The sequence below is a fragment of the Klebsiella scottii genome (genome assembly GCF_036561945.1).
Lineage (GTDB): Bacteria > Pseudomonadota > Gammaproteobacteria > Enterobacterales > Enterobacteriaceae > Klebsiella > Klebsiella scottii.
In genome coordinates, this window is the sequence record NZ_JARXNI010000020.1 from 2434487 (window position 1) to 2454214 (window position 19728).

Below are 19728 nucleotides of genomic sequence, written 5' to 3' on the forward strand. Positions count from 1 at the left end.
TCATCGACTAACAAAAAGGGCGACATCATGTCGCCCTTTGATACTACTCATCGCATATTACTGCATAGCCATCAGGAAGCATCCGCCGTGCCCGGCAGCGTTGCCGGTAGCTGGGCCGCGAAACCGCGCAGGCCAACCACGTGTACGTGTTCATGGTTATTGAACACCTTACGCACCAGCTTATAGGTGGTGCCTTTTTCCGGGCTGATATTTTCCGGGGCGGCAATAATTAGCTGCATTTCCAGACGTTCGCACAGTTCAAACAGCGTGGCGATAGAACGGGCATCAAGACGCGCCGCTTCATCGAGGAACAGCAGACGACACGGCGACAGGTCTTTTCCGCGCAGGCGGCGGGACTCGTCTTCCCAGCTCTGAACGACCATCACCAGAATCGACATCCCGGTACCGATCGCTTCCCCGGTCGACAGCGCGCCGGACTCCGCGCGCAGCCAGCCGTCGGAGCCGCGGTTAACTTCCACTTCCATCTCCAGATAGTTGCGGTAGTCCAGCAGCTCTTCACCGATGGTTTGCGGAGTACGCTGGCCCATATCAATCTGCGGATTGAGGCGCTGATAGAGCTTCGCCAGCGCTTCCGAGAAGGTCAGGCGATTGCTGTTGAACAGATCCTGATGCTGCTCATGCTGTTCAGACAGCACGTCAAGCAGCGTCGAGTGGGTCTCCCGTACGTTGACGTTGAGACGCACGCTGTTGACCTGACCAAAGGAGACGCTCTGCAGACCCTGGTTGAGCATGCGGATACGGTTCTGCTCGCGCTGGATGGTCTTGCGGATAATATTGGCCACGCTGCGGGAGCTGATCGCCAGCTTCTGTTCGCGATTCGTCAGCTCTTCGGTCAGACGGCTGAGCTCGATCTCCATCTGCTCAATCGCCTCAACCGGATCGTCGGTGCGGATAATATCCTGACGGATACGCTCGCGCAGGTGCTGGTAGACGGCGACGAAGAACTGAATTTTGCGCTCAGGACGCTTCGGATCTTCAGAGACTCGCAGCACGTCGCGCAGGTGTTCGTTATCCGCCACCGCCAGACGCAGCGCGCCGAGCGCTTTATCCGACATCGAACGCAGCTCGTCTGCCGAGAGGTAGGCCAGCTCGCGACGGTGCAGGCGGCGCTCAACGCCGTTGTCTTTCACCAGCCGCATCACCGCACACCAGCCAGCTTTGGCGCTGACCACCTGCTCACGCATTTCGCAGTAATCGCGCTCAAGCTTGCGCAGCCTGCGGGTCAGGTTGTCCATCTCCGCTTCGCAGAAGGTCAGGGCTTTTTCCAGCTGATTGCGCCGCGAGCGGTTATTGCTCAGCCGCGTATGCAGCTCATCACGACGCACGCGGGCGCGTTCTTCCGCCCCGCTATCGGCGCGTACGCCGATATCCTGCAGCTCTTTATACAGATCGCCCAGCAGCTCTTTTTTGGTGTCATACGAGCTTTTCAGCGAGGCCAGAACCTGGTTGTACTGGTTCAGCTGCGCGGTATGCGTACGCGTGGCGTCACGAGCCCGGCGGCGTTCGCTCTCCGCCTGCTCCAGACGCTGGCGCAGTTTTTCGTTGAGATCGCTGTTGCCGCTAAGCATCTCTGCGGAATCAGAGTAGCTAAAGTGGGCGCGGCGCTGCACCACTTCGCTGAGCGCAAACGCCTGCTGGCGCGCTTCACGCTGGGTTTGCTGCGAGTAAGCGTAATCTTCTTTCAGCTGTTCGAACTGCTCCGGATCGCTCTGCAGCACTGAGAGCATCGGTTCCAGCTTCGCCAGCTGGCCGCCGTGCTGCTGGATAAAGCGAGCCGCTTCTTCGGCTTCGTCCAGGCGCTCCTGAATCTCGTCAACGCGATCGGCCAGCGTATCGTCCGCCAGCAGGCTAAGGCGCGGCAGCAGGCGGTTAAGCGCGGAAACGCCCTCTTTCGCCTGGTCGTACTGCACCCGGTTCTGCTGGTTGTCGCTTTCATGGGCGTTAAGCGCCCGCTCCAGCTCGCCGCGGCGGCTGTTCAGCTTACGGATCTCTTCTTCCGGATCGTCTTCAAAGGCCACCGCCAGATGGCTGCCGATAAAGCGGCTGAAGGCCTGATGCTGACGCTGGGTCTTCTGCACGTCGAACGACAGGGTAGCGAAACGCTCGGACAGATCTTCCCGCTCGGCGTGCAGGCTTTCAATACGGCTTTCACGGGCGGCGCGGCCAAACAGCGGCAGCGTCGGGAAGCGCGAGTAGCGCCACTGCCGATCGGCAACCTTGACGACAACCGCTTTTTCCAGCTCATCAACGCTAAATACGCTGTCATCGAACGACTGCGGATCGCCTTCGATCAGGTAGAGATCTTCCGGGCAATCTTCCAGGCCTTCAAGCTGCCCGGTGAGCTGCGACAGGTCGGGAACCACGATGGCGTGGCGCGACGGGCCGTACAGCGCGGAGAAGTACGGCGCATCTTCAAGGCTAACGTCGTCATAAATTTCCGACAACAGCACGCCGCCAAAACGCTCCGCCAGGGCATTAAGCCGCGGATCTTCCGAGCCGCCCGGCTGGCTAAGACGTTCAATCTCTTCATCGATGGCCCGCTTACGCGCGCCGACTTCGTCGCGCTCAACGATGGCCTCGCGCTCGCGCTCCAGCAGCTGCTGGAGATATTCGGTCACGTCCTGGCTTGATTCAAACTGCTCGCCGCTCTGCTCGCAGAGCTGGCTGAGGCTGTTCTGCGCCGCCAGCCAGATCGGCGCCCGGCGCAGCAGCGTCTGGGTACGGGACTGCAGCTGCTCCAGCTCCTGACGCAGCGTCATTCGCTGCTCGCTGGCGGAGGAGACGCTGTCCGACAAGGAGGCAATCCGCGCCTCCAGCTCCTCGTGCAGCGTTTCCAGACGGTCAATATCGTAACGCTTGCCCTGGCGCTTGCAGAATTCGTTCAGCTGACGTTCAGCCTCCTGCTGCTCGCGCAGGCGCTGTTCCAGCTCGGTCAGGCGGCTGCGCAGCCCCTGAGCCTGCTCGGCGTGGTGGCGCTGGTTAACGCCATCGCGCAGCAGCTCGCGCGCCACGCTCCAGGCTTCGTTACGCGCCAGCGGGCCGTTGATTGCCGCCACCAGCTGGAAAGCCTGCTCAAACTGACCGTGCGCGGTTTGCGCAACGCTCATTTTTTGTTCCAGCGACAGCATTTTCTCCGTCGCTTCCTGCTCCTTCGCCTGGAACGTTTCCAGCCACTCGCCGGCGCTCTCCGGAGTTAAATCCGGCAAATGGCACAGCGCCTTCGCACGGTCTAACGCCTGCAGCGCCTGGTTGTACTGAATCGCGCGGGTCTGCTGTACGTCCAGCGCCTGCTGGTAGTCGGCAAGCTGGCTTTTCAGCTCATCCACTTCCAGCTCAGCCGCCTCGGCGCGAGCCTCGTTCTCTTCCTGCAGATCGGTCGCTTCCGCCACTACTTCGTTCTGCTCTTCAAGACGAATCTGCAGCTCATCGAGATCCGCTTCGTAGCGCTCGATTTTTTCCTGCTGGCGAAGCGCGGTTTGCACCAGGTTCAGATGATCGCTGGCGGCCTGATAGTCGGCCTCAAGATCGCCTTCTGCCCCGTTATGCTCCTGCAGCTCGCGGGCCATATCGACGTGCTTATACTGCTCTGCCGCCAGCTGTGCGCGGGAGGTGAACAGATCGCGACGGTACTCCAGCGCTTTATCCAGGTGGACGCGACGCTCGTTGGCGTGACGCATGTAGTCCGCCGCCACGTAGTTGGTGGCCTCGCTGATCAGGTGCTTGAACAGATCGCGGTCGGACTGCGTGACGCGAATCGCCTCCAGGGTCATGCGGTTTTCACGCAGCGCGGCTTCCATATCCTGGAACGCCTTGCGTACGCCGCTGTTTTCCGGCAGCAGGTAGTCGCGCAGCGAGCGGGTAATGGTGTTGGAGATCCCGCCGTACAGCGAGGCTTCGATCAGGCGATAGTATTTGCTGCGGTCAGAGGCCGAGCGCAGACGGCGGGCGACCACGCCCAGGTCGAACATCAGCGAGTGATAGTCGGTTATTGAGTTGAACTGCTTGAACTGCACCCCTTCTATCTCTTCCAGCTTATCTTTTAGCTCGTTGAGGCTCAGGACGCGCGCCTGGCGTTCGTTAAGGGTTTCCGTCAGCAGCTGCGTCGGCTGAATAGAGTCCGGCAGGCCCTGAATGGCAAACGGCTTGATATCGACTTTGCGGTCGCGGCCGGCAATCTGCTGCAGACGTACGCCCACCACCACGCGCTGGTGGTGGGAGTTGATAACGTCCAGCACCGAGTAGCACACCCCGGCGCGCAGCTTGCCGTGCAGGCCCTTATCGCGCGAGCCGCTGGTGGCGCCCGCTTCGGTGGTGTTACGGAAGTGCAGCAGGGTCAGGTCCGGGATCAGGGCCGTGACGAAGGCCGCCATGGTGGTTGATTTCCCGGCGCCGTTGCCCCCTGAAAGCGTGGTAACCAGTTCATCCAGGTCAAAAGTACGGGCAAAAAAGCCGTTCCAGTTAACCAGCGTTAGCGAGCGAAATTTACCGCGTTCAATCATTACTCTTCCTCCCCGCTATCCGGCTGATTCTCTTCATTCTCATCATTGAGCTGCAGGTGATTCTCCAGCGCCATCGCTTCGCCGTCGCGGATCAGGCGCTTCTGCGCCTCGCGCGGATCGTCGCCGGCGCGAACGTCAGCGCCGAAGCGGAACACCGATTCGGTAATGCGGAACTTGCTGCTGTCATGACCCATAAACCACACCATGCCGAGACGGCGCAGGCGGTTAAGCGACGCGCGCATTTTTTCCTGCAGCTTCTGCCTGTCGAGGTCGGAGCCGGTGGAGCGGTTGTTCACCAGCTTCAGCAGCTTGGCTTCGTCCGCCAGGGTCAGCAGCTCGTCGTAAAGCTCCTGCTGGGTGAAGATCCCCTCATTCGCCAGACGCTCCGGGCTCAGGTAGAGGTAGCAAAGAATTTTGCCGACCATCATATCCAGCTCTGACAGCACCGAGCGCGGGATCAGCGTGGTGGAGCGCGGGCGCAGGTAGAAGAACCCCTCCGGCGCGCGAATCAGCTCAACGTTATAGCGAGCGTAAAACTCTTCCAGGTAGTCCTGAAAATCCATCAAAAATGCGTGATTATCCAGTTCGTCCAGGCCGATATGGCGACCCGCACGCAGGGCGCTATCCAGCGCCGGAAATAACGGATTGCCCAACGCCAGCGCCAGTTTAACTGGCATCACTTGTTCAATATTTGTCGATGACATGCGCCTGTACCTTGGCTCCGTAATCATTAATCGGCTGCCATTGTGCCGGCAGTCCGGTGAAATCTGCTTGCGCTACGCCCAAACGTACCGCCTGATCGACGACGATTCTCGCCACATCGAAGTGCCGCGCGCGCGGATACTGCGCCAGATACTCGCGCACGACCAGGCCGAGATCCAGCGGCAGCCCTTTGTCTTTATAGATAACCAGCTGCGTTTCAATGAGGGCCGCCAGCTGTTCACGAATTTCATTAAACTCTTCGTACTCCAGATCCTCAGGAAGCTCCCCGGTGACCTCTTCATCGAGCAGCGCCATCTCTTCATCACGCATATCGAGCAGGCGGTCGGCGCTGGCGTGGGTCAAGGCCCAGGGCGCATCGAAGTAGGTCTGCACCGACTGGCGTAGACGCTGAGCAAATACGCGGTTTTTATCCATATCAATGGCGGTACGGATAAATTTATGCACGTGGCGATCGTAGCCGATCCACAGGTCGATCGCCTGCTGGCCCCAGCTAACGATGCGATCGAGCTTGCTTTGCAGATCGAACACCAGGCGATCGACGAAATGCAGGTCGTCCCGCGCGATAGTCGAGTCCTGGATCCGCAGCAGGTTAGCCTGCAGCTTATCGCCCGCCGCGTCCAGCGTATCCTGCAGTTCGCGCAGAGTCCCGGACGTTTCCGAGAGCAGCAGCTCGCAGCTGGAGATCGCCGCCCGCCAGTCTTTGTTCAGCAGCTGGGCGATATCGTCCTTCACCAGCTGCTGCTGTTCATCCATGATTCTCTGGGTCAGATCGATGCTGTCAAAAATTTCCGCCACCGAATATTTCAGCGGCGCAAAGACGTTACGATGCCAGTGAAACTCATCTCCGCCCTCTTCCGCAGAGTCGGCGGCGCGCTTGAGCTCGCCGGCGACGATCGATAGCTGCATCGACAGGCGCAGCGTGGAAAACTCGCGCTGGCGAATATAGTAGTCGGTAATCCCAATACCTAACGGCGTCAGGCGATAAATGGCATTGCCTTCCGTGAGTTCGCTGGTAAAGCGGTTCAGCAGACGCTGGCGCACCATATCGTTAATCGCGTTATTGGCGCGCTGGCTGATGGTTTCGCTGGTCTGCTCAAACGCATCACTGACGTGGCGGAACGCGTCCACCAGTTCTCCCTCGGTCATTTCCCCTTCAAGCCGCTCGCCGTTCAGCGTGGCAACCGCCAGCAGAAAAGAGAGTCTGTCGACCGGCAGCGAAATAGAAAAATCATTTTTTCTGGCCCAGGCAACCAGTTCGGGGACTGTCTGGGAAAATTCACTCATACTTTATCCTTGCATCGGCAGCTCTGAGCCTGGTTCTTAATCGCGGTGACGTGAATATAGCGGCCCAGGCTGATATACGGCTCCTGGCGACAGTAGCGCGTCTCCAGCTCCAGCAGCGCCGCAAAATTGTCGCGCTGTCTGCGTTTTTCACGCAGATAATCATGAAACACCCGCACGCCGGTTTTGCCGGTAATTTGCCAGCCCTGCTCTTCCAGCCAGCCGTACACCTGCTCCGGCGAACGCGGATAGTCCGGCGATAGCGTGCGTTTTTTCTTTTTTGGCATCCCGATCTGCACGTAATCGAAGTTTCCGACGACCATGTTGTGCATCAGCAGACCGTTAGCATTGTAGAACATTAGCGACAGCGCGCCGCCGGGACGCAGCACCGACCACAGCACCCGCAGCATCTCCTGAGGCTCGGCCACCCATTCCAGCACCGCATGAAACAGTATCAGATCGACCGGGCTTTCCAAATGCTGCTCAATATCCTGAGCCGCGCATTGTACAAAATGCATGTTGTCGATCACACCTTTATCGACTGCCGCCTGCCGGGCGCGAGCAACCATCTCGGCAGAAAGATTGCACAGCGTGACGTGATGACCCATCTGCGCAACCTTTACCGCCGTTTGTCCCTCGCCGCCGCCGGCGTCGAGAACGCGCAGCGGCCCGGGGCCAAGCCGCTCCAGCAGCGGCTGCAGATCCTGCCAGAGGATGGCCTGACGCAGTTCGCCCTTGGTGGTGCCGTATATATTGCGCGAAAACTTTTCGGCAATGTCATCGAAATTGCGATCCTGCACGGGCGACTCCACAAGCCAACACAAAGCCGCTATTTTGTCATACCCGCGCTGAGAGTGAAGCGATCTGTTATAAGATCGGGGCATAAGTTTGGTTATGTGGTTAAAAAGGACCCATCTGGCATGCTTTTTACGCTGAAAAAGTATCTGGGGGGCATGATGCTGCCCCTTCCCCTGCTGCTGATGCTGATCGCTTTCGGCATCGCGCTGCTGTGGTTTAGCCGTTGGCAAAAAACCGGCAAGACCTGCGTCAGCATCGGCTGGCTGCTGCTGGCCCTGCTCAGCCTGCAGCCGGTGGCCGATAGCTTACTCAAGCCGATCGAAGAGACCTATCCGACATGGCGCGGCGCGAAACGCGTTCAGTATGTGGTGGTGCTCGGCGGCGGGTATACGTGGAATCCGGACTGGGCCCCCAGCTCGAACCTGATTAACAACAGCCTGCCGCGGCTGACCGAAGGGATCCGCCTGTGGCATGAGAATCCGGGATCGAAGATTATCTTTACCGGCGCGGCCGCCAAAACTAACCCGGTCAGCACCGCGCTGGCCGGCGCCCGCGTCGCGCAGAGCCTCGGCGTGCCGGCCGGCGACATTATCGTCCTGGATCGGCCAAAGGATACGGAAGAAGAGGCTCAGGCGGTAAAACAGGCGATTGGCGATGCTCCTTTCCTGCTGGTCACCTCCGCCTCGCATCTGCCGCGAGCGATGATCTTCTTCCGCCACGCCGGACTCAATCCGCTACCGGCGCCGGCCAACCAGCTGGCGATCGAATCGCCGTTAAATCCGTGGGAGCGCGCGATCCCGTCCCCCTTCTGGCTGATGCACAGCGATCGCGTCGGCTATGAAACCCTCGGGCGCATCTGGCAGTGGCTAAAAGGCGCGTCAGGCGAGCCAGGGCAGGAGTGATTTCGCGGCTAAATCAAAGCGGGCGCGATCGAAGCGCCCGGTATTGACCAGGCTGTCGACCTCGTCCCACAGCAGGTAGAGCCAGCGCCGCCAGAGAAAGGATTCCGCTACCGGCGCGCGGTGCAGATAGTGCCACAGCAGCTGTTCCGCCTGCCCGCCGTCGCAGAGGCGAAACAGCTCATATTCGCGCGGCGCCCACAGCATCATCCCCGGCCCCACCATTGCCAGCAGCTGGTCGCTACGCGCGTCCTTCAGCATGCTGCGCAGCGTGAAGCTGCCGTGCACCAGCACGCAGTTGTCATTGAAATCTTTAAATAATTCGCCAAGGCACTCCCGCGAACGGAAGAGGATCCGTTTGTCCTGCATCGTCAGGCCGGTATCCTGATAAAGGTTAAGCGTCCCCCACAGAACCTCCACCCGCTGGCGATACCAGTTTGGCCACAGGTTTTCCTGCGTACTATCAACCACCCCGACGCAGCCGCCGCTATCCTGACGGTGCCACGACAGCAGCGCTTCGACGATCTGCTCCTGCAGCTGCTCCCAGCGCTGCGGAGTGCGGGCCGGGGCTTCGACGGAGACGCCGCGCAGCCGCTCAATCAGCAGGACATCCGGCCCGGGCTGCTCTTCATGCGTCATTACGCCGTACACCACCGGCATACGTACGGAGCCGCTGCGGGCCAGGGTGGATATCTTCCACGCCAGCTGGCGCGCGACGCCGGGCGTGGTGAAACTTCTCGCCAGCAGCGGCAGCGGATTTCCCTGTGCATCATAGAGCGCCCACAGCGCCGTCAAGGGCTTCTCGCTAACGCACTCTACCCGACTGAGTTTTTCGCCCAGCAGGTGGCTCAGCTCGGTTCGCAACTGTTCCATTTGAATTACCCTCATGAATACTACTGGTTTCATCATGAGCGTCGGTCGCGAGGTTGTCATCGGGTGAGATCAAAAATTGCGGCAAAAAGTATGGAAAAATAGCCTGAGGATATCCCCTCCTGATGGAGGGGATCGGGGAGTTAACGCAGCTCGGCGCGAACGCGCTCCAGATCTTCCGGCGTATCTACGCCGGTACCCGGGACAACTTCGGCCACCGCGACATGGATTTTTTCGCCATACCACAGCACGCGCAGCTGCTCGAGCATTTCGATTTGCTCCAACGGACTCGGTGCCCAGCTGACATAGCGGCGGATAAAGCCGGCGCGATAGCCGTAGATGCCGATATGACGCAGCAGCGAATCGCCGATGGCGTCGCGGGACTGCGCAAAGCGATCGCGATCCCAGGGAATCGTGGCGCGGGAGAAGTAGAGGGCGTAGCCTTCGGCATCCATCACCACCTTCACCGCATTCGGATTGAACGCCTCTTCGGCATCGTGGATCGGCACCGCCAGCGTCGCCATCCCGCTGGTGCTGGAGGCCAGATTCTCAGCGACCTGGCGCACAATCGCCGGCGGGATCATCGGCTCGTCGCCCTGAATATTGACGATAATCGTCTCATCGCTGAAGGCGCACTTCTCGACAACTTCAGCCAGGCGTTCAGTGCCGGACTGATGATCGGCGCGCGTCATGCACACTTCGCCGCCGGCGGCTTCCACCGCGCGCGCCACCTCTTCATGGTCGGTAGCGACGATAATACGCTCGGCCCCGGACTCGCGCGCGCGCTCCAGCACATGGACAATCATCGGTTTGCCGTTGATATCCTGCAATGGCTTGCCAGGCAAACGCGTGGAGGCAAAGCGCGCAGGAATGATGACCACAAAACTCATGAATGGCTCTCTCCAACGGCTAGCGAGCGGGCTTCGGTTTCCAGCAATACGGGGATTCCGTCGCGCAGAGGAAAAGCCAGGCTGTCAATTTTGCAGATTAGCTCTTGCTTATCCTGGCTGTAATACAGTTTACCGTTGCAAACAGGACAGGCGATAATTTCAAGTAAACGGTGATCCATGTTTCCTCCTGATGGACCGAATAGATTCCGCAGCAGCATAGCACAGGATACCTGACGCCGCGCTGCGTTTGGCGATGCGGCCGGGCGGATGCCGGCCGCTCAAATAGCGTCGAGCTGCCACCCCTGCCGGCGGTCGACAAAGAGTTCCGGCGGCAGGAGGCCGAAGCTAACGCGCTCGGCCAGCTGCCAGCGGGCGAAATCGTCAATCGCCCGCCGCAGGCCGTTCTCCAGGCCTGAGGTCACCTTGACGCCCTCTTCCAGCCATAACGAGAAAATTTCCAGAACCCCGGTTTTGCGATGCATTTTGCTGTCCATACGGCCCACCAGCCTGCCCTGATGCAGCAGCGGCAGCACAAAATAGCCATACTGGCGCTTTGGCGCCGGCGTGTAGCACTCGAGGCGGTAGCTAAAATTAAACAACTGCTCAGCGCGCTTACGGTCCCAGACAACCGGGTCAAACGGCGACAGCACCGCGCTATGGCTCGCCGAAAGCTTACCGCCCGGCGCCGCTTCCAGCTGCTGCAAAGCCTCCCGGTGCAGCCACATATCGCCTAGCCCCTCTACGTTCACCGCCGTCACCAGCCCCTCTTCCTGCCAGTTCGCCAGCAGGCCCGCAAGCGCCGGCTGGCGCAGGCGATAATAGTCGGCCAGCCACTGCGGGCGGAAAATACCCAGGCTGCGGGCGCTATTGCGCAGCATAATCTCTTCAGCCTGCGCCTGCGACAGCGCATCGCGCGCATCATCCCAGTGCGGCATCACCCGCTGCGTCAGGTCGTAAACCCGCTGAAAGTTGCGCCGTTCCACGACCATCACTTCGCCGGCAGTAAACAGACCCTCCAGATGACGCTTGTGCGGCTTCCACTCCCACCAGCCGCTGGCGCCTTTACGCGGATGGCTAAAGTCAGCTGAGCGTACCGGGCCATTTTGCGCGATGTGCTCCAGCAGCAGCTGAATGTCATCCGCATGCTCCTTCATCCACCCTTGATGATACTTCCAGCCCATATTATCCGGCGTCAGCATGCGGTGGCGCACCAGCGAAAAATCGCTGCGCGGTAAAAAGCAGGCTTCATGAGCCCAGTATTCCATGAGTTCGCCCACGCGCAGCGCCTCATCCAGCCAGCTTTGCGGATAGCTGCCGAGGCGGCTGAAAAGCACCAGATAGGGGCTGCGGGCGACAACGTTGATGGTATCAATTTGCAGCAGCGACATCTGGCGAATAGTCTGCAGAACGTCGGCCGAGCGGGCGCGACGCCGGGGCTTTTTCAGCAGGCCCTGCGCCGCAAGGTGAAGATGGCGGGCTTCTTTAAGTGAAAGCGTTAGTACCGACATGCAGGTTCTCCGTCAAGGACCCCGATACAGCGGCACCGAAAGCAGGCGTGGCGAAAACTAACGTTGCGCCAGCGTGACCAGATCCGTAAGCAGCCGCTGCGCGCGTTCATCCGTCATTATGGCGTCGACGGGCAGATACCACCAGCTGGCTTCGGCAAACGCCCGGCATTTCACCGCGTCTTTCTCGGTCATCAGCAGCGTTTGCCCCGCGGTCACCAGCGCGGAAACGTCGGCCCGGGTGAGGGCCTGATGATCGGCCAGCGCCACGGTTTTTACCGGCCGCACGCCGCAGCTTTCGAGGGTCGCAAAAAAGCGCGGCGGATGGCCGATCCCGGCCATCGCCACGACGTTATCAAAGCTCGCCACGTCACGCCGTTCGCCGTTTAGCACATTCACCGCCTGTCCGGGGCGCAGCTGCATGGCTATCTCTCCCGGCCGCGCGACGCCCCCGTTAGCGATAATGGCGTCAACGCAGCGCAGGCGTGAGGCGCGTTCGCGCATCGGCCCGGCCGGCAGCCACCAGCCGTTGCCAAAACGGCGTACGCCGTCAATAACCACGATTTCTTTATCGCGCGCCAGCGCGTAGTGCTGCAGGCCATCGTCGGTGACGATAAGCTGCAGGTCGTGCGCGGCCAGCAGCGCCCGCACCGCATCGCTGCGCTGCGGGGAGACCGCCACCGGCGCGCCGGTGCGTTGATAAATCAGCACCGGCTCATCGCCGGCTTCCGCGGTTGCGGTGGTGTTATTGAGCACCAGCGGGTAGCTCGCCGCCTTGCCGCCGTAGCCGCGGGAAACAACGCCAACGCGGATCCCGCGCTGCTGCAGCTGCTCCACCAGCCAGATGACAACCGGCGTCTTGCCGTTACCGCCCGCGGTAAGATTTCCGACAACCACCACCGGGACCGGCGCCCGCCAGGCTTTCTTCAGCCCCAGCCGATAGCTGAGCCGAATCAGGCCGCTCACCAGGCCGTAAAGCCAGGAGAGCGGAAGCAGCAGCCGCCATAAAGGCGACTCACCGGACCAGATGCGCGCGATCATTGGCCAAATTGCATTTTATGCAGCTGAGCGTAAACGCCGCGATGTTCCAGCAGGTCAGCATGGCTGCCGCGTTCAACGATGCGTCCATCTTCGACCACCACGATTTCATCGGCTTGCTCAATGGTTGACAGGCGGTGAGCGATCACCAGCGAGGTGCGGTTTTTTTGCAGCTCGTCCAGCGCCGCCTGAATGGCGCGCTCAGATTCGGTATCCAGCGCCGACGTTGCCTCATCGAGGATCAGGATGGGGCTGTTACGCAGCAGCGCGCGCGCGATGGCGATACGCTGACGCTGACCGCCGGAAAGCAGCACGCCGTTCTCGCCGATGACGGTATCGAGGCCGTTATCCATTTTACTGATAAAGTCCATGGCATAGGCCATCCGCGCCGCCTCTTCGATCTGCTCGCGGCTGTACTCTTCGGTGCGCGCGTAGGCAATGTTGTTGGCTACGGTATCGTTGAACAGGTGCACGTTTTGCGAAACCAGGGCGACCTGATCGCGCAGAGAGGCCAGGGTGTATTCACGCAGATCGTGACCGTCGAGCAAAATCTGGCCTTCATCGATATCATAAAAGCGCGTGATCAGGCTCGCGATTGTCGATTTACCCGATCCCGAGCGCCCCACCAGGGCGACGGTTTTGCCTTCCGGAATATCCAGACTGATATTGCGCAGCGCCGGCGTTTCGCGGCCTGGATAGGTAAAGGTGACGTTATTGAACTCAAGGCTCCCCTTCGCGCGCTCGATAACCAGCTTGCCTTCGTCTTTTTCCTGCTCGGAATCAAGAATAGCAAACAGCGTCTGGCAGGCGGCCATCCCGCGCTGGAACTGAGCATTGACGTTGGTGAGAGACTTCAGCGGACGCATCAGGGCGATCATCGAGGAGAAGACCACGGTAATCGTACCGGCAGTCAGCGTTTCCATGACGCTTGGGAAGCTGGCGGCGTACAGCACAAACGCCAGCGCCAGAGAGGCGATCAGCTGAATGATGGGGTCAGAGATGGACGATGCGGAGACCATTTTCATCCCCTGCAGGCGCATTTTGTTGCTGACTTTATCGAAACGCTTGGTTTCCACGGCCTGGCCGCCAAACATCAGCACTTCTTTATGCCCTTTGAGCATCTGTTCCGCGCTGGTGGTCACCTGGCCCATGGTGTTCTGCATATTCTTGCTGATGTTACGAAAACGCTTGGATACCACGCGAATCGCGACGGAGACGATCGGCGCCAGCACGATCAGAATCAGCGACAGCTGCCAGCTGTAGTAGAACATCATGATAAACAGACCGATGATCGACGCGCCTTCGCGCACGACGGTTATCAGCGCGCTGGATGAGGACGACGCAACCTGTTCGGAATCATAGGTAATACGCGACAGCAGCGTCCCGGTGGACTGCTTATCGAAGAAGGAGACCGGCATCCCCATCATGTGGCTGAATAAACGGCGTCGCATGGTCATCACGACCTTGCCGGAAACCCACGAGATACAGTAGCTCGATATATAGCTGGTGACGCCACGCAGCAGCATCAGCCCAATAACCACCAGCGGCATCCACAGCAGCACTGAGCGATCCGTTTTACCAAAACCATCATCCAGTAACGGTTTAAGAAGCGATAGCATGAAGGTATCACTAGCCGCGTTAAAGACTAACGCAATTGCCGCGACGATCAGTCCGGTTTTAAATGGCGCAATAAGCGGCCAGAGGCGGCGGAAGGTCTGCCACGTGGAGAGATCTTTATCATTCTGCATTCAGTAAACCAGCTTATGTTGAAATAGCCGCATATTCTACCCGTTATCCTCGGTCTCGCCAAACCACTGATGATACCAACGAGGTAAAAGTTGATCTCGTAAGCTAAGGATTTGCCAACCATCTGTGGAAAAAATAACCGTAATTTGCCCCTGATGGGGCGTATCGAACCAGCGGTAACCCTGCTGTCGGTAGCGCTGAACAACCTTATCCGAGGGCATATGCCACGCATTATAGCGGGATACCGAAGCCAGCGCCGCCTGTCCACCGGTGCGCTGCAGCAGCGCAATGGTCGAGGAGGTGTTGCTGCCATGATGTGGAACCTGGATAAGTGTAGACGCCAGATGCTGCCAGTAGCGGCTCAGCATTGCGCGCTCTGCCGCAGCTTCGATATCACCGGTGAGCAAAATACTGCGCTGGCCGTCATCAATGCGCACCACGCAGGAGCGATTATTGCCGGTCGTAGTCGCTCCCGGCAGCGGCCAAAGCGCGCGAAAGGTTAAGCCACGCCATCGCCAGCGCTCTCCTCTTCGGCATGCGCGATGCCCCTCCCACCCCAGAGGGCTGCGTATCCAGGCCGCGGGCCAGACTTTGTGTATCGAATTCAGGCCGCCGCGGTGGTCAAGATGCTCATGGCTCAAAATAAACCCTTCCACCCGTAGATGATGCCAGCGTAGCCAGGGGGTGATTATCAGCTGACCGCTGTCACCCTCGGGCCAGGCCGGACCGGTGTCATAGAGGATAGCCGCCCCCTGCCGTTCGATGACCATCGCCAGCCCCTGCCCGACGTCCAGCATCGTCACGCGCCACTCCTCCTTCGCCATCGGACGCCAGAAGGGCCAGCTCAGCAGCATGATGCTGCTCAGGAACAGAGACGGAAGCGAGCGCCAGGCGTGAAAGCGCCAGACCAGCAGCAGCAGCCAGGGCAGCGCGCTGACGCCGGTCCAGCGAGAATCCAGCGGCAGCCAGCCCTGCGGTAGCCAGCGTAAAAACCAGAACAGCGCGGCCAGCAGGCGATCTGCCGATAGCCATAACGCCATCTCCACCGCCGCAGGCCCGCAGAGATGCAGCAGCATCGCCGCCAGAATCAGCGGGACGATAGCAAAAGTGACCAGCGGCACGGCAACCAGGTTCGCCAGCCACGAGGTCAGGCTGATACCGTGAAAGATGACAATCTGCATCGGCAACAGCAGCAGCATCAGCCCGAACTGCAGGTGGCCTAACCCCAGGACATGGCGCAGCAGCCAGCTCCGCGATGTTGAGGGTCGCGGCACCAGCTGGTACCAAAAAATGAGCGTCGCCACGGCAAATACCGATAGCCACAGGCTGTCAGATAGAACGGCCAGCGGGTCGGTAAACAGAATGGCGCCAACGCAGCATGCCCATATCTGCCATGACGACCAGCGCCTGCCGGACAGCCGCAGCCCGCAGCCGGCGACGAGTGCGACGCAGGTTCGCAGCGCCGGCGGCTGCATGCCGGTCAGCCAGGCATAGAACAGCGCGCACGCCAGGCCGGTCAGCAGCGGCAGCTGCCAGACAATCCAGCGACATGGGAAAAAGAGCTGCACGCCGCGAGTAAGCAGCCCACCCAGCAGAGCGCCTAACGCAATATGCAAGCCGGAGATGGCCATCAGATGGGAGGTCCCGGTTTCCTGCATCAGGACCTTGATCTCCTTCGGCACCACCAGCCGCTCTCCCATCCCTAACCCTAATATCACCGACCGCCACGGCAGCGTATCGAGGGTGCGGGTTAACGAGTGCAGATAGACCGCGCGTCGGCTGCAGCGCAGGTCCAGGGCCTCAGCTGACGTGAAGCGCCCGGTCACGGGGCGATATTGCGCCAGGGCAAAACGCTGGCTATCAAAACCGCCATCATTAAGCTGGCCGTGTACCGGCCGAATATGGACGGTCATCATCCAGCGCTGACCTGCGCACGGCGGTTCGGGAAGCGTCTGACCATAAAGCGCGATCCCCGGCGCCGGGAATAGCCGATGCCCGTCCACCCGGATGATATTTCCCTGATGGGTTGTCCGCTCGTCCGTCGCCGTCAGCTCAATCTCTACCCGTCGGGGGCTGCCGGGCAAGGCGTGCGTCGGCCAGAGGACCTGATGAGCGCTCAGCGCGCCCCAGAGGAAAAAAAGCAGCGTCAGCGCCGCGAAGCGTAAGGGCCGCCAGCGGAATAGCGACGCGGCAAGCGCTGAGGCTATCAGCCACCAGACGGTAGCCAGCGCGGGCAGGCGCGCTAACAGCAGCAGCGGCAAGATTCCGACAATCGCACAACCAGCAAGCTGTGGTAAACGCATGCCAACCTCCCTGTTTCAGGAAAGTATCGCGTCGGGCTGGCAGGCCGTCAGCCAGAAATTTGGCGGCGTGGAGCCCGGCTTCCGGAGATATCAGGGCGTTGCAGTCAGGCAGACGGGCGTTTGCGAGGAGGGCTGGATTGCGGGCATAAAAAAAGCACCCTCAGGTGCTTTTTTTATCTTCGGAGTACGTTAACGCCGTTCAGCGAAACTTACTCTTCGTAAATATTGGCGCGGTCGCGTAATTCTTTCCCAGGCTTAAAGTGCGGAACGTACTTGCCTTCCAGTTCGACTTTATCGCCAGTTTTCGGGTTACGCCCGGTGCGAGGTGCTCGGTAGTGCAAAGAGAAGCTGCCGAAACCGCGGATTTCAATGCGCTCACCTTGAGCAAGCGTTGAGGCCATATGTTCCAGCATTTCTTTAACAGCATCTTCAACCGCTTTCGCAGGAATGTGAGATTGCTGGCTGGCAAGTCTTTCTATCAATTCTGACTTGGTCATTTTTCCTCCGGTTTCCTTCAAGGCCAAATTAGCTAACAGCTTTAAACAAGGGCGGCCGTAGCCGCCCTTTGTGCTTGATTACAGGACGAATCCTGCAATCTGTCAAGTAAACTCGTCGTAATTCAGGTTGTTGTAACCCGAAAGACTAAGATTACTCGCCTTTAGCTGCTTTGAAAGCTTCAGCCATTGCGTTGTTAGAGAAGTTTGCATCTTCCTGTTTGTTAACAGTTGCGATTGCATCTTTCTCATCAGCTTCGTCTTTCGCACGAACAGACAGGCTGATTGCGCGGTTTTTACGATCAACGCCGGTGAATTTAGCTTCAACGTCATCGCCAACGCTCAGAACCAGAGTCGCATCTTCAACGCGGTCACGGGATGCTTCAGAAGCACGCAGGTAACCTTCAACGCCGTCAGCCAGTTCTACGGTTGCGCCTTTAGCGTCAACTGCAGTGACTTTACCGTTTACGATTGCGCCTTTCTTGTTCAGTGCAACCCAGTTGTTGAACGGATCTTCTGCGAGCTGCTTAACGCCCAGAGAGATACGCTCACGTTCTGCGTCAACCTGCAGAACAACTGCTGCGATTTCGTCGCCTTTTTTGTATTCACGTACTGCTTCTTCGCCTGCAACGTTCCAGGAGATGTCAGACAGGTGAACCAGGCCATCGATGCCGCCGTCCAGGCCGATGAAGATACCGAAGTCAGTGATAGACTTGATTTTACCTTCAACACGGTCGCCCTTGTTGTGGGTTTCCGCGAACTGCTGCCATGGGTTGTTTTTGCACTGCTTCAGGCCCAGGGAGATACGACGACGTTCTTCGTCGATATCCAGAACCATAACTTCCACTACGTCGCCAACGTTAACAACTTTGGACGGGTGGATGTTTTTGTTGGTCCAATCCATTTCGGAAACGTGAACCAGGCCTTCAACGCCTTCTTCGATTTCAACGAAGCAGCCGTAGTCGGTCAGGTTGGTCACGCGACCGGTCAGTTTGGTACCTTCCGGATAACGTTTAGCGATAGCTACCCACGGATCTTCGCCCAGCTGTTTCAGGCCCAGAGATACACGGGTACGCTCGCGGTCGAACTTCAGCACTTTAACAGTGATTTCGTCGCCAACGTTTACGATTTCGCTCGGATGCTTAACGCGTTTCCACGCCATGTCGGTGATGTGCAGCAGGCCATCGACGCCGCCCAGATCAACGAATGCGCCGTAGTCAGTGAGGTTCTTAACGATACCTTTGACTTCCATGCCTTCCTGCAGGTTTTCCAGCAGCTGATCGCGTTCTGCGCTGTTCTCGGATTCGATAACGGCACGACGGGAAACAACAACGTTGTTACGCTTCTGGTCCAGCTTGATTACTTTGAACTCAAGCTCTTTGCCTTCCAGGTGCAGCGTGTCGCGAACCGGACGAACGTCAACCAGGGAACCCGGCAGGAACGCGCGAATACCATTCAGCTCAACAGTGAAGCCACCTTTAACTTTGCCGTTGATAACACCGACTACAGTTTCAGCTTCTTCGTAAGCTTTTTCCAGCGTGATCCAAGCTTCGTGACGTTTAGCTTTTTCACGGGACAGCAGGGTTTCACCGAAGCCGTCTTCTACTGCATCCAGAGCAACGTCAACTTCGTCACCGACCTGGATTTCCAGCTCGCCCTGGGCGTTTTTGAACTGCTCTGCCGGAATGGCAGACTCAGATTTCAGACCGGCGTCAACCAGTACGATATCTTTGTCGATAGCAACAACAACGCCACGAACGATGGAACCCGGACGGGTTTCGATTGTTTTTAAGGATTCTTCAAATAGTTGAGCAAAAGATTCAGTCATGTTTAATCTTCAGGTTTCATATTTAACGTCCACCTGGCTCCATGCCGGATGGGGTTGTTTAACATACCCGCTAACACTCCGTTGCTGCGGGGGTACTGCTATAATTCGGAGGCCGCTGCGCTTTGCCGGTAACGGCTAAGCGACTGCCAATTTCTCGCGCGCATATTGTAGCGCTTTTTCAATTACTTGCTCAATGTTTAGTTCAGTAGAATCGAGAACTAAAGCATCAGCAGCCGGGACAAGCGGCGCCACGCTGCGATTACGATCGCGGTCGTCACGCTCTTTTATCTCGGATAAAAGGCGGTCAAAGTTAACACTAAAGCCCTTTTCCTGCAACTGCAGCATGCGCCGATGCGCACGTTCTTGCGCGGACGCATCAAGGAAAATTTTCACCGGCGCATCGGGGAATACCACGGTGCCCATATCCCGCCCGTCGGCAATCAGACCCGGCAGCTCGCGAAACGCCCGCTGACGGCGCAGCAAGGCTTCACGCACCCGGGGAAAAGCCGCGGCTTTCGAGGCGGTATTCGCCACTTCCTGCGTGCGGATCGCCGCGCTGACGTCCTCACCTTCCAGGATAACTTCGAGGCTGCCGTCGGTGGAAATAAAGCGCACGTCCAGATGCGCGGCCAGCGGCACCAGGGCTTCTTCAGATTCAACATCCACATGATGATGCAGCGCCGCCAGCGCCAGAACGCGATAGATAGCGCCGGAATCCAGCAAATGCCAGCCTAAAGCTTCCGCCATCGCCTTGCACAACGTTCCCTTACCCGCACCGCCAGGCCCATCAATGGTGATTACCGGAATAGCTGCCGTCATCTTTTTCTCCTTCA

The 19728-nt window shown here is 58.9% G+C and carries 16 protein-coding genes; 2 read left to right on the forward strand and 14 right to left on the reverse strand.

Features of this window, described 5'->3' with window-relative positions; genetic code table 11:
* Positions 1-71 precede the first annotated feature (71 nt).
* From mukB to cmoM, 4 genes are read right to left on the reverse strand one after another with little or no spacing between them, the layout of a single operon-like run.
* Positions 72-4520 (reverse strand): chromosome partition protein MukB, encoded by a 4449-nt coding sequence (gene mukB / locus QFI97_RS19170; protein WP_346431804.1) that lies wholly within the window; start codon positions 4518-4520, stop codon positions 72-74.
* On the reverse strand, positions 4520-5224 hold the full coding sequence (mukE, locus tag QFI97_RS19175) for a chromosome partition protein MukE (RefSeq protein ID WP_095095708.1): 705 nt from the start codon (positions 5222-5224) through the stop codon (positions 4520-4522). The genes mukB and mukE overlap by 1 nt, the downstream gene beginning before the upstream one ends.
* Complete coding sequence (gene mukF / locus QFI97_RS19180; RefSeq protein WP_095095705.1) at positions 5205-6527, reverse strand: chromosome partition protein MukF; 1323 nt, start codon at positions 6525-6527, stop codon at positions 5205-5207. The genes mukE and mukF overlap by 20 nt, the downstream gene beginning before the upstream one ends.
* A complete protein-coding gene (cmoM, locus tag QFI97_RS19185) occupies positions 6524-7324 on the reverse strand; it encodes a tRNA uridine 5-oxyacetic acid(34) methyltransferase CmoM (RefSeq protein WP_346431805.1) in 801 nt (266 codons plus the stop codon). Before cmoM ends, mukF begins: the two co-directional genes overlap by 4 nt.
* Before the next feature lie 120 nt (positions 7325-7444).
* On the opposite strand from cmoM, the gene elyC reads away from it, so the two are divergent.
* The gene (gene elyC / locus QFI97_RS19190; protein ID WP_346431806.1) at positions 7445-8224 is read left to right on the forward strand and encodes an envelope biogenesis factor ElyC; all 780 of its coding nucleotides are present in this window, start codon (positions 7445-7447) and stop codon (positions 8222-8224) included.
* Here elyC and QFI97_RS19195 read toward each other — a convergent pair.
* The 7 genes from QFI97_RS19195 to QFI97_RS19225 form a co-directional block, all read right to left on the reverse strand.
* The gene (locus QFI97_RS19195; RefSeq protein ID WP_095095694.1) at positions 8201-9094 is read right to left on the reverse strand and encodes a YcbJ family phosphotransferase; all 894 of its coding nucleotides are present in this window, start codon (positions 9092-9094) and stop codon (positions 8201-8203) included. The genes elyC and QFI97_RS19195 overlap by 24 nt on opposite strands.
* A gap of 140 nt (positions 9095-9234) precedes the next feature.
* Positions 9235-9981 carry a 3-deoxy-manno-octulosonate cytidylyltransferase gene (kdsB, locus tag QFI97_RS19200; protein ID WP_041144801.1) on the reverse strand — a complete coding sequence of 249 codons (747 nt, stop codon included), beginning with the start codon at positions 9979-9981 and terminating at the stop codon, positions 9235-9237.
* Positions 9978-10160 (reverse strand): protein YcaR, encoded by a 183-nt coding sequence (gene ycaR / locus QFI97_RS19205; protein WP_041144800.1) that lies wholly within the window; start codon positions 10158-10160, stop codon positions 9978-9980. The genes kdsB and ycaR overlap by 4 nt, the downstream gene beginning before the upstream one ends.
* A gap of 99 nt (positions 10161-10259) precedes the next feature.
* Positions 10260-11489: a winged helix-turn-helix domain-containing protein gene (locus QFI97_RS19210; protein WP_346431807.1), complete on the reverse strand. Its 1230-nt coding sequence runs from the start codon at positions 11487-11489 to the stop codon at positions 10260-10262.
* 57 nt (positions 11490-11546) lie between these two features.
* Positions 11547-12527 (reverse strand): tetraacyldisaccharide 4'-kinase, encoded by a 981-nt coding sequence (lpxK, locus tag QFI97_RS19215; protein WP_331835673.1) that lies wholly within the window; start codon positions 12525-12527, stop codon positions 11547-11549.
* A complete protein-coding gene (gene msbA, locus QFI97_RS19220) occupies positions 12524-14272 on the reverse strand; it encodes a lipid A ABC transporter ATP-binding protein/permease MsbA (RefSeq protein WP_095095681.1) in 1749 nt (582 codons plus the stop codon). Before msbA ends, lpxK begins: the two co-directional genes overlap by 4 nt.
* A 36-nt stretch (positions 14273-14308) precedes the next feature.
* Positions 14309-16573: a ComEC family protein gene (locus QFI97_RS19225; protein ID WP_346431808.1), complete on the reverse strand. Its 2265-nt coding sequence runs from the start codon at positions 16571-16573 to the stop codon at positions 14309-14311.
* Here QFI97_RS19225 and QFI97_RS19230 point away from each other — a divergent pair.
* Positions 16572-16766, forward strand: coding sequence for a hypothetical protein (locus QFI97_RS19230; RefSeq protein ID WP_095095676.1), 195 nt, complete (start codon positions 16572-16574; stop codon positions 16764-16766). The genes QFI97_RS19225 and QFI97_RS19230 overlap by 2 nt on opposite strands.
* A gap of 16 nt (positions 16767-16782) precedes the next feature.
* Here QFI97_RS19230 and ihfB read toward each other — a convergent pair whose 3' ends face one another.
* The 3 genes from ihfB to cmk all read right to left on the reverse strand — a co-directional run bounded on the left by ihfB (position 16783) and on the right by cmk (position 19714).
* Entirely contained in the window at positions 16783-17070 is a 288-nt protein-coding gene (gene ihfB, locus QFI97_RS19235) for an integration host factor subunit beta (RefSeq protein WP_004100704.1), read from the reverse strand.
* A 151-nt stretch (positions 17071-17221) separates the two neighbouring features.
* Positions 17222-18895 (reverse strand): 30S ribosomal protein S1, encoded by a 1674-nt coding sequence (rpsA, locus tag QFI97_RS19240; RefSeq protein ID WP_004860074.1) that lies wholly within the window; start codon positions 18893-18895, stop codon positions 17222-17224.
* 135 nt (positions 18896-19030) lie between these two features.
* Positions 19031-19714, reverse strand: coding sequence for a (d)CMP kinase (cmk, locus tag QFI97_RS19245; RefSeq protein ID WP_041144795.1), 684 nt, complete (start codon positions 19712-19714; stop codon positions 19031-19033).
* Positions 19715-19728: the final 14 nt, after the last annotated feature.

What these genes read in the sequence shown, in the direction of transcription:
- QFI97_RS19230 (WP_095095676.1), top strand. Translation starts at nt 16,572, where the DNA reads ATGCCAACCTCCCTGTTTCAGGAAAGTATCGCGTCGGGCTGGCAGGCC.
- msbA (WP_095095681.1), bottom strand. Translation starts at nt 14,272, where the DNA reads ATGCAGAATGATAAAGATCTCTCCACGTGGCAGACCTTCCGCCGCCTC.
- ihfB (WP_004100704.1), bottom strand. Translation starts at nt 17,070, where the DNA reads ATGACCAAGTCAGAATTGATAGAAAGACTTGCCAGCCAGCAATCTCAC.
- mukB (WP_346431804.1), bottom strand. Translation starts at nt 4,520, where the DNA reads ATGATTGAACGCGGTAAATTTCGCTCGCTAACGCTGGTTAACTGGAAC.
- lpxK (WP_331835673.1), bottom strand. Translation starts at nt 12,527, where the DNA reads ATGATCGCGCGCATCTGGTCCGGTGAGTCGCCTTTATGGCGGCTGCTG.
- QFI97_RS19210 (WP_346431807.1), bottom strand. Translation starts at nt 11,489, where the DNA reads ATGTCGGTACTAACGCTTTCACTTAAAGAAGCCCGCCATCTTCACCTT.
- kdsB (WP_041144801.1), bottom strand. Translation starts at nt 9,981, where the DNA reads ATGAGTTTTGTGGTCATCATTCCTGCGCGCTTTGCCTCCACGCGTTTG.
- elyC (WP_346431806.1), top strand. Translation starts at nt 7,445, where the DNA reads ATGCTTTTTACGCTGAAAAAGTATCTGGGGGGCATGATGCTGCCCCTT.
- ycaR (WP_041144800.1), bottom strand. Translation starts at nt 10,160, where the DNA reads ATGGATCACCGTTTACTTGAAATTATCGCCTGTCCTGTTTGCAACGGT.
- cmk (WP_041144795.1), bottom strand. Translation starts at nt 19,714, where the DNA reads ATGACGGCAGCTATTCCGGTAATCACCATTGATGGGCCTGGCGGTGCG.
- rpsA (WP_004860074.1), bottom strand. Translation starts at nt 18,895, where the DNA reads ATGACTGAATCTTTTGCTCAACTATTTGAAGAATCCTTAAAAACAATC.
- mukF (WP_095095705.1), bottom strand. Translation starts at nt 6,527, where the DNA reads ATGAGTGAATTTTCCCAGACAGTCCCCGAACTGGTTGCCTGGGCCAGA.
- QFI97_RS19195 (WP_095095694.1), bottom strand. Translation starts at nt 9,094, where the DNA reads ATGGAACAGTTGCGAACCGAGCTGAGCCACCTGCTGGGCGAAAAACTC.
- QFI97_RS19225 (WP_346431808.1), bottom strand. Translation starts at nt 16,573, where the DNA reads ATGCGTTTACCACAGCTTGCTGGTTGTGCGATTGTCGGAATCTTGCCG.
- mukE (WP_095095708.1), bottom strand. Translation starts at nt 5,224, where the DNA reads ATGTCATCGACAAATATTGAACAAGTGATGCCAGTTAAACTGGCGCTG.